Origin of the sequence: Pseudonocardia sp. MH-G8 (genome assembly GCF_002262885.1) — a bacterium.
Classification (GTDB): Bacteria; Actinomycetota; Actinomycetes; order Mycobacteriales; family Pseudonocardiaceae; genus Pseudonocardia.
The window spans coordinates 345,125-359,114 of the sequence record NZ_NKYF01000002.1; the positions used below are offsets into that span (position 1 = coordinate 345,125).

Annotated in this window: 10 protein-coding genes; 4 read left to right on the forward strand and 6 right to left on the reverse strand. The window is 72.0% G+C overall.

What is annotated here, in order from left to right; genetic code table 11:
- Positions 1-24 precede the first annotated feature (24 nt).
- Positions 25-726 (reverse strand): response regulator transcription factor, encoded by a 702-nt coding sequence (locus CFP66_RS08645; RefSeq protein WP_233159243.1) that lies wholly within the window; start codon positions 724-726, stop codon positions 25-27.
- 234 nt (positions 727-960) lie between these two features.
- Entirely contained in the window at positions 961-2,490 is a 1,530-nt protein-coding gene (locus tag CFP66_RS08650; RefSeq protein WP_198961322.1) for a PucR family transcriptional regulator, read from the reverse strand.
- Between the two features lie 319 nt (positions 2,491-2,809).
- Between CFP66_RS08650 and CFP66_RS08655 the strand changes: the two genes are divergently transcribed.
- On the forward strand, positions 2,810-4,984 hold the full coding sequence (locus tag CFP66_RS08655; protein ID WP_094922014.1) for a PQQ-binding-like beta-propeller repeat protein: 2,175 nt from the start codon (positions 2,810-2,812) through the stop codon (positions 4,982-4,984).
- A gap of 354 nt (positions 4,985-5,338) precedes the next feature.
- Positions 5,339-6,109, forward strand: a complete 771-nt coding sequence (locus CFP66_RS08660) for a hypothetical protein (RefSeq protein WP_143517174.1) — start codon at positions 5,339-5,341, stop codon at positions 6,107-6,109.
- Between the two features lie 58 nt (positions 6,110-6,167).
- Here the strand turns inward: CFP66_RS08660 and CFP66_RS08665 are convergent, their stop codons facing one another.
- From CFP66_RS08665 to CFP66_RS08680, 4 genes are all read right to left on the reverse strand, one after another.
- Positions 6,168-6,902, reverse strand: a complete 735-nt coding sequence (locus CFP66_RS08665; RefSeq protein ID WP_094922017.1) for a response regulator transcription factor — start codon at positions 6,900-6,902, stop codon at positions 6,168-6,170.
- Positions 6,884-8,029, reverse strand: a complete 1,146-nt coding sequence (locus CFP66_RS08670; protein WP_143517175.1) for a hypothetical protein — start codon at positions 8,027-8,029, stop codon at positions 6,884-6,886. The genes CFP66_RS08665 and CFP66_RS08670 overlap by 19 nt, the downstream gene beginning before the upstream one ends.
- Before the next feature lie 66 nt (positions 8,030-8,095).
- Positions 8,096-9,223 carry a sensor histidine kinase gene (locus CFP66_RS08675; protein WP_094922020.1) on the reverse strand — a complete coding sequence of 376 codons (1,128 nt, stop codon included), beginning with the start codon at positions 9,221-9,223 and terminating at the stop codon, positions 8,096-8,098.
- Positions 9,224-9,393: 170 nt separating this feature from the next.
- Positions 9,394-10,560, reverse strand: coding sequence for an amidohydrolase family protein (locus CFP66_RS08680; protein ID WP_094922022.1), 1,167 nt, complete (start codon positions 10,558-10,560; stop codon positions 9,394-9,396).
- A 173-nt stretch (positions 10,561-10,733) separates the two neighbouring features.
- Here CFP66_RS08680 and sigJ point away from each other — a divergent pair, with 173 nt between their 5' ends.
- Together sigJ and CFP66_RS08690 are read left to right on the forward strand one after the other, a co-directional pair.
- A complete protein-coding gene (gene sigJ / locus CFP66_RS08685) occupies positions 10,734-11,633 on the forward strand; it encodes an RNA polymerase sigma factor SigJ (protein ID WP_094922023.1) in 900 nt (299 codons plus the stop codon).
- A gap of 118 nt (positions 11,634-11,751) precedes the next feature.
- Positions 11,752-13,752 (forward strand): hypothetical protein, encoded by a 2,001-nt coding sequence (locus CFP66_RS08690; RefSeq protein ID WP_143517176.1) that lies wholly within the window; start codon positions 11,752-11,754, stop codon positions 13,750-13,752.
- Positions 13,753-13,990 lie beyond the last annotated feature (238 nt).

Consider the following 13,990-nt stretch of genomic DNA (forward strand, 5'->3'; position numbering starts at 1 on the left):
TCGCGACCGCCGCCCGACCGGTGATCACGGATGGTCGAGCTCGGTGACCGTGATCAGCCCATCCTCGAGCGCCCGGCTCAGCAGCTCGCTCTTGGTCGGGGCCGCCCGTCCGGCGTTGGCGTACTTCACCCGCACCCGTGTGATGTAGGTGTCGACCGTCTTGACGGTGATGTTGAGCTTGACGGCGACGAGGTCCTTGGACGTCGTCCCGAACCAGGCTCGCAACACCTCGAGCTCCCGCGGGGACGGCCGGGGGCGGTCCGCGGGCCGATCCGCGCGGTGTGCATCCGGTCGGTTCGGCACGCAGTAGGAAAGGCCCTGCGCGGCCGCTCGGATGGCCGCGACGATGTGCTCCTGCCCATCACGTTTCGTCACGTACGCGAGCGCTCCCAGATCGACGCACCTGATCGCGGCGGGTCGGTCGAAGTGCTGGGCGTACACGATCACGCGACGTCCACTGCCCACCAGCCTGCGGAGTTCGTGGAAACCGGGATCTCCCGGCACCAGCTCCGGGTCGAGAACGACCACGTCCGCATCCGCACCCGGCCCGGTCCAGACGTTGGCGAGCCGCCCCCCGGCGTCGACGACGCGGATCGGCGGCACCGCCCGCTCACACCAGTACCGGACCCCGGCGACGATCGCGACATGATCGTCGACGATCACGGCGGAGATCAGGTCATCTGCCGCCGAGCCGCCTGCCATCCCGCCCTCGATCCGTGCCAGCACGCGTTGCCGAACGTGGGTGATGGGCGACATCCGGTCGAATCGCGTTCGAGCACCGGGACACCCCTCGCATCCCGGTCCCGCGCCCGCGTCGCCGTGCAGCCTGCTCCGAGTCCGGGCGGTGCGACATCTGGTCCCGTCCCCGGGGCCCGCGTGGAGCACGCTACGAGCGGGCGGACCACAGCGGGAGTGCGCAGTTCGCCCACCGGCGGCTCGCGCCGGTTTCAGATCTGTGCGTCACGCGTGTCCGGCCCGGCGCCCGAGATCCGCAGCGTGCAGGGCCAGCCACAGATCGTGCCGTGCGTCGGGAGCGTGCAGCAGCGACCGCCGCAGGAGCTGCTCCAGCCGGGCGCATCGCTTGCGGGCTGCGGCGACGGAGATCCCGAGCACGACGGCCGTGGCGCTGAGCCGCGAGCCGCTGTCGAGCCATGCGCGGAGGGTCGCTTCGTGCCGGGACGCGTGCGCGGTCTCGCGAAGTGGGCGCAGCAGGTTCCGTGCCCACTCCTGGGCCGCGGGCATGGTCAGCAGGTCGTCCAGGGCGACCACCCGAGCCGGGTCGGCCGGCCCCGGTGGCCCGGAGGCGCGTGGCGTCGACCTGATCCGCAGGGCGAGATCCAGCACGGCCTGCTGATCCGCACGGCCGAGGTCGAGCTCGAGGAGCTCCTCGATGCGCCGCAACCGAGCCGACAACGTGTTCCGGTGGATCTTCAGATGTCGCGTGGCGGCCGTCGAGAACGCCAACCAGGATCGGACCGTGGCCGCGAGCTCGTGGGCGTCCGGGTCCGTCGCCCGCGCCGGTACGTAGGTCGTCAACGGTTCCAGCAGCCCGGTGGCCCACTGCAGGCCGTGCGGCGCCAGGATCGCGGCGAGCTCCAACCGGGAATCGAAGCAGGCCCAGCGTTGCACCCGGCCGCGGGCGACGGCGAGGGCGTGGAACGCCTGCTCGTACGCGACGGCCGTGTCACGCAGCCCGACCACGTCACTCGCCCCGATGACGCTGCCGCCGACCTCGGACGCGATCGCGACCTCCAGTGGCCGGCCCCATCGCGGGAGCCCCTTCGTGGACCCGGGGGCGATGACGATCACCTGGCGGACGTGCACGGGACAACGCACGACCCAGGCCATGCCCCCGGACAGCTCCGTGCACCGGCGGATCACGGCCGCGCGGTCGTCGGCTCCGCAGTCGACGACGTGGACCCGGACCGGATCCGGTAGCCGTGGGGACAGCGCCGACGCCAGCTGCCGGGCCGTGGAGACCTGGCGCGACATCAGCAGGTGCAGGACGGCCTCGCGGCAACCCGCCTCGGTGTCCTCCACCCGCTGCCGGTTGCGCCGGATCGCCTCGGCCCACCAGCAGGTCCCCAGCAGTGTCGCCGCGTCGGCCGCGAGTGACCGCGGCACCGAGTCCGCGCCGACGAACGCGAGGACCGGGTTCTCCGCGCCGCCCGGCAGGTCGACGGCCAGGAACACCGCATTCCGCGTCGGCCCGTCGTCGGCTGCGAAGGTCTGCAGGCCACGTGCGTGCATGTCGTCAAGACCGCGGGTGACGAGCGACGACCCGGCCGCGTCGAGGGCCGGCGTGTTGCCCACGAGGACCGTGCCGGACGGCTCCAGCAGCCCGACCCAGCCTCCCGTTCGGCCGGCGAGCCAGCGCAGCAGCGTCTCGCCCCCGTCGGCGCGCCGAGCCAGCCGGTGCATCGCGAGCACGTCCGCCGCCCGCCCAGCGGCGCGGGCCGGCGCGGTCTCCGCTTGCGACGGCACCTGCATCTGAACCCATCCTCGGCGGGGATCATCAACGGATCACTGCGGAGCTGATCTCGATCTTCGGGCGATCGGGTGACGAGGTCCGGTCGGTCGACGACATCGTGCCCCACGGACCGGCGATCCGCCTCGTCGCCGTCTCCGTGGTCCCCGGGCAGGAGCCTGCGGCGGCCGTTGTCAGGTGTTCACCCGGCAACAGCAGACGCCCGGCTGCATCAGGATCACGCGCGACAGGTGCGGCGTCGAGGCCGTCATCGCTCCCCGGAGAAGACGATTGAAGGTCGCCATGAGGATCCCCGACCCGGTTCGACATGGTCGGGAAGACATGGATCTGACGCAGCCGATCCTCCTGCCGGGCCGCGGGCTGTTCACCCGGGACGATGCAGCGAGCGTGTCACCGGTGCCGGCGCGGCGGGTGTCGCCCGGGGTGCTGGCCGGGGTCAGCCTCTGGCGGCTGGTGATCGTCGGCAGCGCGCTGTACGGGTTCAGCGACGCCACCGGTTGGACGCAGAACCTGGAGGGCCTCAGCCAACAGGCCAGCCTGTTCACCGCCGCCGCCTACATCGGGTTGCTGCTGTACCCGGCCTTCACCGGCGGCGCGCGCCACGAGCCGCGTTCGCCCTGGCTGCGCGGCGCCACCGCGGTGCTCCTCCTCCTGGTCGCCGGCACGTTCTTCGGCATCATGGGCGGCGACCTCGGCTACCTGCCGTTCGAGCACGTCTACACGCCGCTGCTGGTGCTCGTGGACTGGCTCGCCGTCGGGCGGAACCAGGTGGCGGCCCGCTGGTGGCACCCGCTCACCTGGATCGCCTTCCCGCTGGCCTACCTGGCGTTCTTCCTCAGCGCCGGGATCTACCGCTCCCTCTACGAGTTCCTCGACCCCCGCGAGGACGGGTTCGCCCTCATGATCGCCGGGCTGCTGGTGGGCGTGATCGCGATCGGCTACCTGCTGTACGGGTTCGGCAGGCTCAAGGACGCCTTCGGCCGCGGAGCCGAGGCCCGCCCGACCAACACCGCCGGGCAGAGCCGGCCGGTTCCGCCACCGGCGCCGGGCGGCGGAAAGCAGCGGCGGCTCCTCGTGGCAGCGGCCATCGCCGTGTCGGTCGCGGTCGTCGGCACCGTCGGTGGGTTGCTCCTGTCGTCGGGCGGCGGAGGTCGGTCCGGCGCTCCTGCCGCGCAGGACTGGGCCGCCGCGGCTGACGAGACCGGCACCGCGCAGGAGCTGTGGCGGATCCCCCAGGGTGTCACCCCGGGGGTGCAGCCGACCGGCGATCACTGGGTCACCGACACCCATCTGGTGCGCCGGCTGCCCGGCCGCGTCGTCGCCTACGACCTGGCCACCGGCGAGGAGGCCTGGGAGCTCGCACTCTCCGGCGATCCGGAGGACGACTGCCCCTCGTCCCCACAGCGGTCCGGGAACCGGGTGGCGCTGCTGCGCGCGGTCGAGGGCGAGCTGAACAACTGCGGCACGCTCACGGTGGTCGACATCGCCTCCGGCCAGGAGGTGTTCACCACGGTGATCCCGACGATCGAGCGCACGGAGGTCACCCTGGCCGACGTGCCTGCGGCGTTCGGCGATTTCGTGCTGCTCGGCACCCGGGCGGGCGGACACCTGTTCAACATCGACACGGGCAAGCACGTCGCGGTCGCCGAGGAGGGGCAGTGCCGTGAGGATGCGTACGCGGTGGTCGACGACGTGCTGGTCGCGCGGGTGAGCTGTCGCGAGCGGCCGCCGGGCAGCGACGTCGCCCTCAGCGGGCTCCGGATCTACAACACGGACCTCGACGAGCAGTGGTCGTGGAGGGCGCCCGTGGAGCGCGCCGGCGAGCCGCTGGAGGTCCGCAGCGTGCTCTCGGTCGAGCCGCTGGTGGTCGAGCTGTACCGGGCGGGCGACGACACGATCGAGACGGTGCGCGTGGACCGACAGGCGAACGAGGTCGCCACGCTCCTCTCGCGGCCGAGAGGAGCCGACGACGAGAGCCGCTTCCTCTCGCCGTGCGGCGATCGCGGGCTCGCGCACTGCGCGCAGTCGCGGATCGTCGACGGCAAGCTGATCCTCACCACGATCCCCGAGCAGATCAACCCCGGAGCCGAGCGCGCCTATCCGGGGATGGAGAGCACCGAGTTCCGCAACGAACTGGTGGCCGTCGACCTCGGCACGGGTGCGGAGGCGTGGCGCACGGGCATGGTCGACGGCCGCGCGATGCACCTGGTGCCCACGACCGACGGCAGCGTCGTCACCTACCAGTCGGCCAACGCCAACGACGTCCCCGGCCTGCTGCTGTCGGTCGACCCCGCCACGGGCGCGGTGTCCCCCTTGCTGCCGATCGCCGAAGAGGCCCACGAGGACGGCGAGCTCCGGCAGCACCTCAGGAGCGGACGGTTCGGCGATGACAACCAGCAGGCGGTCTGGACGGGCGAGCGTTTCGTCATGTTCCGAATGGTTCACCGCGACGAGAACGTCGGCGAGGTGGACGTGGTCGCATTCGGCCGGAGCTAGTGCAGCGTGGCGGCTCCGTGACTCATCTCAATTGTCGATCATCGTGCGTTGCCGGGCCGTGCTTGCCCGGCGACCTTCTCAGAACATCGTGAGGTAGGCCGCGTGTCCACTCGTTCCCGATCCTTGGGACAGACCAAGATGTCCCGCCGGCTGCTCGGTGTGCTCGGAGCCACGGCATGGCTGGCACTCGCGAGCTGCAGCGCCGATGGCGCGGCAACGCCCGACCTTGTCGGCGAATCCCCGAGTGTGGCACCGAGGCCGGCCGACGGGTTCGACGAGTGCAGCCTGGTCACACCGCGCGAAGTCGCCGAGCGACTCGGGGTCGATGCGATGTACGTGACGTCCCGTTCGGCGATGGCGCTGACGGACGGCAGCCTCAGCGCGAGTTGCAGGTACTTCCCCGAGGACATCCCGGGAATGATGGGCATGCAGCTCAGTACGGTTGCGGACACGGACGCCGAGCGGTTCTTCGCACCGTTCGAGACGTTCGACAACGTGGGGTCCCTCGACAATCTCGGTGACCGCACCGAGGTCGTGGCCTACGGCGCTGTGGACACCCCGAACCACTTCATCGAGATTCGAACGCTCGACGGCGACCGGGGACTCCACCTCTTCTACGCCTACCGCGACGGCGGCAGCGGCATGCCCGAGATCGAGGGGCCCGCCGCGGCCACCCTGCTCACGACGGCGATGAAACGGCTGCCCGACGAAGTGACGATCACCAACGGGGCGCCGCAGGGCCGGTGCGCGGGCATCGATCTCGACCACGCCACCGAGGCCGTGGGCAGGCAACTGGTGATGGCCCGGTCCGTCGAATCCGGCGGGGATGCCCTGAACTGCCACTTCGGCGGCGACGGCGCAAGCCTGGACATCAGCCTGGTGACCGACCCGGCGGCGGCGAAGGGGAGAGCGGTCGCGCCGGACCAGGTCACCCATTCCGATCTGGGCGACGGCGCCCGGATAGTCATCGCGGAGGGCGGCGCGTTGAGCGCCCGGATCAACCTCGGCGACCACGTCCTCGTGATCGACGCGTCCTACGGCGAGGATTCCGACACCGTCACCGAGCCACGGCCGGCGCACGTCGAACTGGTGCGGGCGATCGTCGACGGAATCGGCACTCCGTGATCCGAAGTATCGGTTGCTCATCGTCGTGGTGACAGCAATGGGCACCCGATACTCGCGATCATGAGGGCGGTCGACCGGGCTCGACCGCCCGGTGGCCGGCGAAGGTGCCGGACGGGGTCGGGCGGTTGAGTTCGGCGAGCGTGATGAGCCCGTCCTCGAGCGCCCGGCTCACCAGATCGCTCTTCGTGCGGGCCCTCCGGCCGACGTCCGCGTACTTCACCCGGACGCGGGTGATGTGGGTGTCGACCGTTTTGACGGTGATGTGGAGCTTCGCGGCGACGAGCTCTTTCGACGAGGACGCGAACCAGGCCCGCAGAACCTGCGTCTCGCGGGGCGAGAGGCGTGGCCGGCCCGGTGCGTCGTCGACGACGAGCGCGCCCGACAGCGACGGCGCGGTGTACGGCTCCGCCTGCGCGGCCGCGCGGATTGCCGGCACGAGGTGCTCCGGGCCTTCGCTCTTCGTCAAGTACGCGAGCGCTCCGAGATCGATGCACTTGAGCGCGGTGACATCGTCGGCGTGCTGAGAGTAGACGACCACCCGCCGACCGCTGTCGACCAGCCTGCGGAGCTCACCGAAATCCGGGTTCCCGGGTACGAGCTCGAGATCGAAGATCACGACGTCCGCGATGGCCCCACTCCCGGTCCAGACATCGGCGAGCCTGCCTTCGGCGTCGATGAGCTCGATGGGTGGCAGCGCGTTCTCACACCACGACCGCACTCCCGCGGCGATCGCCGCGTGGTCGTCGACGATCACTGCCGTGATCGCGTGCTCCGCTACCGAACCTGCTGCCATTGCGCCTCGATCCACACCGTGTCGTCATTGGTGAACGCCTCGATCCGCACGCCGTGGGTCGCCGGAGCGGGGACACTGAAATCGGCGCAGTCGGCGACGACATCGACCGACACGAAGTCGGCATCTCCCATCACCGTGACCCGGGCCCACGAGGCGGCCGTCGCGAGTGCGGTGAGCGCCGCATCGGTGAGGTCGCGGCGGACCGCCACCGGTGGCGTCGGCCAGTGGCCGCGCGAAACGAGCTCGACCACCACACCTTTGCGGTCGGCGACGTCGGCACAATGACGCAGCTCGTGCAGCAGGGGATTCTCGACCGCGTCCGACTCGGCGAAGAGGCGCCGCATCCGGGCGGCCTCGATGGCGCAGCGGCGTTGGACCCCGGGCCCCTCGGGCGTGAGCGATCCGTCGGCAAGGCCTTCCAGCAGCGGAACACTCGTTGCGGAGATCTCGGCGAAGCGGTGCTGCCTGCGCCGGTGGGACTCCGCCGCGACGGCCTCCTCGGTGCGCACCCGCTCGATCTCCTGCCGGGACGCCACCGCCGCCGCATGGATCCTGCGCACCGCGGCCGCCCCCACGGCCACGCACAGCGGGACCCCCAGAACGTTCACGGAACCGGTCGCGAGCCGCAGCAGCGCGTCGCGGGTCACGTCGTGGAGCAGGAGCAGGTTCAGCAGCGCGATCAGTTCGTGGGCGAACAGGAACGCGCCGACGACCCGCACCGGGCGGTCGAGCAGCACCACGAGGCCCACGAAGTTGGCAGCACCGAACATCCAGTCGACGGTGGTCGAGGTGTGCCCGTCGGGCACGGACACCGACGAGAGCACGGACGCCGCGAGCACCACGGCGATGGCGGGCCGGCGCCACCGGCCCCACGGACGGCGCAGGGCGAGCAGTACGGCCTCGACGGCGAGCACCGCGGCCAGCAGGGCGAACGAACCGACCTGCGCGAGTGGATCGTCGTAGGCCCCCAGGTGGCGCACCATGTTGGACCCGCCCAGCCCGAGGGCGATGACCGCGGCGACGAGCAGCGTCGCGATCCGCAGGCCGCGCAGCAGCTGCGACCGAGCCAGCTCCTCGCCACCGTCACCCACCGGGTACGCAGCGTCGCAGCCCATCGGACGCCGCATCTTCCCCCCGTACGCCGCAGGTCGACGTGTTCGGTGACACCCAACCACCCCGACGCCGGCTGTAGCTCATCCGTTCCCGGCAGGCCATCCCAGCCGCACGACGGTGCCGGCCCCGACGGTCGACGTGATCGCGACCGTGCCCCCGACGCGGCTCATCCGGCCGCGTACCGAGTGCCGCAGCCCGCGGCGGGTGTCCGGGACGTCGTCCACCGGGAAACCCTTCCCGACGTCGGCGACCTCGAGCCGCACGCCGCCGGCGTCACTGCTGAGCCGGACCGTCGCCCGGTCCACACCGGCGTGGCGGCGAACGTTGTTGAGCGCCTCCCGCGTCGCATCGGCGATCGCCCTCGCCACGTCGAAGGGCAGCGGCAGCTGCGCCGGCCCCTCGAACTCGACGGCGAGGTGCACCGCGTCGAGGTCCTCGCGGAGCAGGGCGACCAGGTCGGCGTGCTCCGGCGGCCGTCGGTCATCGGCACGCAGCCGTTCCAGGTCGCGGCGCGCCTGCGGCGCCAGCCAGCCGGCACCCGCGGGCACCCGGCCGGTGCCCACCATGAGCAAAGTGGTGGCGGCGGTGTCGTGCAGCGCGTTCGCGAGTTCCCGCTCGTCGGCCCGGGCGGCCGCCTCCACCTGCGCCTCCCGGCGCGCCCGCTCGGCCTCGGCCGCCAGCTCGTCGGCCCGCGTCGCGGCGCGCAGGACGAGCATCCAGGCGGCCCGGGACAGCGCTGCCGCCACCAGGACCCACGCCTGCCCGCGCATCGTGTTCGCGTCCGCTCCCGCGATGGCGCTGCTCGCGAGCATGCCGCCGATCGTCACCAGCGCGGCGACGCCACCGACGAGCGGCGGTGTGTACCACTGGTAGGTCACGGCGGCGAACGTGATGAGCAGCCTCAGCGGGGCGCGGTTCTCGTCCCCGACGACATCGGTCCAGGTGCCCGTGCAGGCGCCGAGCATCATGATGACGTCGAGGACGAGGGGCAGTGCGACTCCGCCGGCCCCGATCAGCAACCACGCGTACGCGCAGGTCCACGCCGTCAGGACCGCGACGGAGACGGCCACGGCGGTGACGTTCTCCGGTGGTGCCTCGAGCAGGGCGATCGCCCCGATCAGCATCAGTACGGCGAGCCGCACCGCGGCCGCGTACCGCCGGCCGAACCGTCCCAGCAGCCGCACGGACTCCCCGGCCTGGCCTCTCACCGCACCACTGCCCGCCCAGTCCGTGACCCGATCGACGCGGCTGATGATCGAGTGTTTCCGGCCGGAGCGCCAGCCCTCCTGGCTCCGGCTCTGAGCGAAGTTCCCCGGTATCGGTTGTCTGTGGTCGTGCGGACGACCACAGACAACCGAAAGTCGGGATCATGGACCGCTTACGGCCGGGTTCGACGTACCCCGCGGCGCCAGACGTCGACGATCGCGCTCGTCGCCGTGATGTCGGTGGTCGGATCCCCGGCCACGAGCACGAGGTCGGCGCGGAGCCCGGGAGCGATCCGGCCGCGGTCGGCCAGGCCGAAGTGCCGTGCCGGCACGCTGGTCGCCGCGGCGAGCACCTCCTCGTTGGTGAGACCGGCCATGGCGAGGAGCTCCAGCTCCCGGTGCATGCCCGCCCCGTGGGCCGGGGCGAAGGGGGTCGCGTCGGTGCCGGCGAGCACGGGCACGCCCGCCCTGCGCAGTGCCGCGGCCACGGCGACCGGGCCGGCCGCGGATGCGATCCCGTCGGTCGCGTCGACGGGCGTGTTGCGGATGACCTCGACGTTGCCGCCGTGCTGGTCCAATACCTCGAACCAGCCGAGCGTGCTCACCACGAACACGTCGTGGGCCGCCACCCGCTGCGCCAGCCGTTCGCACGAGTCGGCCGTTCCGGCGTCGGACCACACGTGGGCGAGGCCGTCGATGCCCGCGTCGAGCGCGATCGCGGCCTCCCGCGCGGTGACCGCGTGGGCGATCGTGCGCAGGCCCGCGGAGTGCGCCGCCTCGACGAGCGCGGCCACGACGCCGGGTGCGAGGGCCGGCAGCGATGCGCCCGCCGTCGCGCCGTCGTCGACGACGATCTTCAGGTAGTCGGCGCCCTCGGCGAGCCGCGCCTCGACGAAGGCCCGCGCGCTGCCGCCGTCGGTGATCGTGTCGAACTCGCCCGCCGCGTCACCGAAGACGGCACGGGCGGCGCCGTCGAGCGCGTCCAGCAGCTGGCTCGGGTGCCCGCCGGGCGGCGTGGCGAGCACCCCGGAGGAGCGGATGTCGGCGACGTCGTCGCGCTCGGCCGCCAGCAGGCGCTGCCGCGCGATGTTCGACGGCAGGCTGAACATGTCGAGCTCGGTGGTGACGCCGTGGGCCAGCGCCTGCGCGAGGCTGCCGTCCACGGCGTGGGTGTGGGCGTCGATCAGGCCCGGCAGCAACGTCCGGCCGGAGCCGTCGACCTCGACGTCCACCGGCTGCGCGTCCGGCGCGGCGATGCCGTCGCCGTCGATCAGCACATCGGATCGCGGCGTGGTGACATCGCCGTCGAAGACGCGGACATCGCGGATCAAGGTGCGCATCGGTTCTCCCGTCGGTTCCGCGGACCCGGATCGTGGGCCCGCGGGGACAGGAGGCCTGCACCGCATCGAGCGTGACATCGGCGCGACCGCCTTGAGACGCTCCTCACTCCCGTGTCACGTTCCGGGCCCCCGCACCCCTCTGTGCTGGAATCCGCTGGGAAGGGGTTCTCACGATGTCCGGCATCCGGCCGCAGGACGCGGCGACCCAGCAGTTCGTCGACCACCGCGAGCTGCTGTTCTCGATCGTCTACAACATGCTCGGCAGCGTCGCCGACACCGAGGACGTGCTGCAGGAGACCTGGCTGTCGTGGGTGCCGCGCGCGGGCGGCGACGGCGGGGCGCCGATCGACAACCCGCGGGCGTACCTGGTGCGCACCGCGGTCAACCACGCACTGGCGAGGCGGGCCGCGCTCACCCGGCGAAAGGAGACCTACGTCGGGCAGTGGCTGCCCGAGCCCGTCGTCACGCCCCTCGACGAGGGCGCCGAGCACGTCGAGCGCACCGAGTCGTTCTCCATGGCGCTGCTCGTCGTGCTGGAGACGCTCAGCCCGCTCGAGCGCGCGGTCTTCGTCCTGCACGAGGCGTTCGGCTTCGCGTACACCGAGATCGCCGAGATGCTCGACCGCAACCCCACGGCGGTCCGGCAGGTCGCCCACCGCGCCCGCGAGCACGTCCGCGCCCGCCGGACCCGCTACCCGGCCGACCCGCGGCGGCGACGCGAGGCGACCGACCGGTTCCTGACCGCGGCCCTCGGCGGTGACCTGGACGCACTGATGTCCGTGCTCGCGCCGGACGTCACCCTGTGGACCGACGGCGGTGGCAAGGGGCCTGCGGTCAGCCTGCACCCGGTCCACGGCCGCGACGCCGTCGCCGGGCTGTTCATCGAGGTCGCGAGCACCCGGCCCCCCGGCCTGGCCGTCCGCTACCGGCGGGTCAACGGCGATCCCTCGGCGGTGCTCTTCGTGGGCGACGCGCCGTTCGCCGTCCTGGTGCTCGACCTCGCGCCGGGCGGCGAGCAGATCTGCGGGATCTACTCGGTCACCAACCCCGACAAGCTGTCAGGGGCGCGGTGACCCCGTGATCGGCCACACACGCGCTCGACCGGCGGGTGTCAGGTGTTCACCCGACATCGACCTGCGTCGCACTTCCTAGCGTCTCGTGCGGAGCGTTCGCTGATCCGGGGGGAGCCGCGTGGCCGGGAACGCAGGTTCGGAACGGCCTCGACGACCACGGTGGTGGGCACCGTTCACGTTCGCGGCCGCCGCGGCGCTCGTCGTTTCCGTGCTCGTCCTCCCGTGGACCTCGTGGCCGGAAGGTTACGGCCACGTCCCCTGGTGGGTGTCGGCTCCGTTGGTGGCGGCGGTGGTGCTGCTCCTGGTGGGGGTCGGGGGTCGCCGGTACACGACCTGGGCGGGCCTGCTCGGCGGCACGGCGATGGTGGCGGGGGTCGTGAGCTTCCAGACCTCGCCACGGGAGGAAGTCGAGCTGGACGGGCGGACGCAGGAGCGGATCCGGGCTCACCCCTGGCCCGGGGACGTCCCGCCCGAGTGGTGGCTCAGGCTGTATCCGGCCAACCCGCCGGCAGCCCCGTTGGCCTGTGCCCTGGCGGCTGCCGTGGTCCTGGTGCTGTGTGTCGTGGTGCTGGTCCGCCGACAGGATCCGTGGATGGGACCCGGGCCGGCGGACGGTGAAGGGCAGCCTCCGACCAGGACCGCCCGCCGAGCGATGGCCGCGGGACTCGTCGGGGTGCTCGTGGGCGGGCTGTCGGGGGCAGGCACGGCCTATGGGGCCAACGAGCTGCGGATGGCGGCACTCGAACCCTGGTGGGGGCCGCTCGCCGAGTCCGTGCCGGTGCCGGAGGACCGGCTCCACGAGGGCTCGGTCGAATGGGACCGCAACAACATCCCCCTGCTGCCGGAACAGCCGACCCGAGTCTCCTGGCAGCACGACTTCGCGGGTCCGGCGGCACTCAGCACCTGCGGCCGCGACGGTCGGGCCCGTGCCACCCTCGTCGCGCTGGAGGAGTCCGCGGAGCGCTCCGTCATCATCGGGCACGACGCGCGGGACGGCACCCCGCGCTGGTCCCTCACCGTGCACCGGCAGGAGACGGCCGAGCTGACCCAGGTGGCGGTCGGCGAAGGATGCTCCGTACTGGTCCTGATCGGCACCGTCCTGCTCGCCGTCGACACCTACACGGGACAGGTCGTGGGCAGTTCGGTGCTCCCCCGCGGCGGGTCCCGTCGCATGGTATTTCCTCGGACCGGCCGAGGTGGAGTCTCCGCCGCGGCTGGTGGGGCTTCCTCAGGCGCAGTACGCGCATCTGGCGTCCGAGCATCGGGGGGTCGTGACGGTACGGCGCAGCGACGCCGAGCTCGTTGCACGGTCCGGCCGCTACGGAGTCTGTGCCTATCTCGCCGAGTACTCCGGCCACGAGGGTCGACCGGACAGCTACTCGTGGACTACTGCTCCGACCTGGCCACCGTCGTGAACCTGCCCGACCTGGCGACCCCGGAAGAGCTGCGCGGGACGCGGCCCCCGCCCTACCGGGTTCCGACTTTGGCACCTCAGTTCGCCGCGTCGGAGACACCCGTACCCGCCCCTCCGCCCGGCTGCAGCAGCGGCCCAGTGCGGATTCGTTCGACCTCCGATTCCGCCACCGTGGTGGAGACCGCCATGGACTGCGCCGGGAAGGGGTACCGAGCGCGGACCAGCATCAGCATCGACGGTTTTTCAACACCGGAGTGGACGCTGTCACCGGAGGCGAATGTGGCGCCGGACCTCACGTTCGTCCGTAGCCGATCCACTTACCTGGCGGAGGTGTGGGGCGACACCGTGGTGATGATGTTCTCCCGCGGCTTCGACCGATGGTGGGCCGTCTCCCCCAAGCCGGGAGACCCGGTCGTCGGGCTGGCGGACGTCGACGGCGCCCGCCTCCTCGACGGCTGGCAGGGACCCATGGACATGGGAACCTATTCGCCCATTCTTGCCCTCACACGCTCCGGCAGCCTGGTCACGCTGGCCGAGTTCCGTCATGCGGAGACGCCGGAGCGCGTCCGGGTCCTCGCGTCCAGCGACGTCGCCCGCCAGCCTTGCGCCGGGGAGCGCGGGCTCCTGGCCGACAAGACCTCCGGCACGGCCCTTGTGCTGTGCACCACGAACGACGGCACGCACGTCACAGCTGTCACCGACTAGACGCTCCACTTCAGCCGCGCGCCCACCCGCGGCCGCCGCTGCACAGCGAAGATCCCCGGTATCGGTTGGCTGTGGTCGTGCGGACAACCACAGCCAACCGAAAGTCGGGATCATGGACGGCTCACCCCGGACGGCGAGCAGATCCGCGGGGATCTCCTCGGTCACCGACATCGACGTGTCAGGGCTGCGCGAGCGCCCAGATCCCCACCACGTCGATCTCGAGCGTCGGGACCGCGCC

Excerpts from the sequence above, each read along its gene's own strand:
- CFP66_RS08650 (WP_198961322.1), bottom strand. The coding sequence starts at position 2,490 with ATGCAGGTGCCGTCGCAAGCGGAGACCGCGCCGGCCCGCGCCGCTGGG.
- CFP66_RS08655 (WP_094922014.1), top strand. The coding sequence starts at position 2,810 with ATGGATCTGACGCAGCCGATCCTCCTGCCGGGCCGCGGGCTGTTCACC.
- CFP66_RS08660 (WP_143517174.1), top strand. The coding sequence starts at position 5,339 with ATGGCGCTGACGGACGGCAGCCTCAGCGCGAGTTGCAGGTACTTCCCC.
- CFP66_RS08665 (WP_094922017.1), bottom strand. The coding sequence starts at position 6,902 with ATGGCAGCAGGTTCGGTAGCGGAGCACGCGATCACGGCAGTGATCGTC.
- CFP66_RS08670 (WP_143517175.1), bottom strand. The coding sequence starts at position 8,029 with ATGCGGCGTCCGATGGGCTGCGACGCTGCGTACCCGGTGGGTGACGGT.
- CFP66_RS08680 (WP_094922022.1), bottom strand. The coding sequence starts at position 10,560 with ATGCGCACCTTGATCCGCGATGTCCGCGTCTTCGACGGCGATGTCACC.
- sigJ (WP_094922023.1), top strand. The coding sequence starts at position 10,734 with ATGTCCGGCATCCGGCCGCAGGACGCGGCGACCCAGCAGTTCGTCGAC.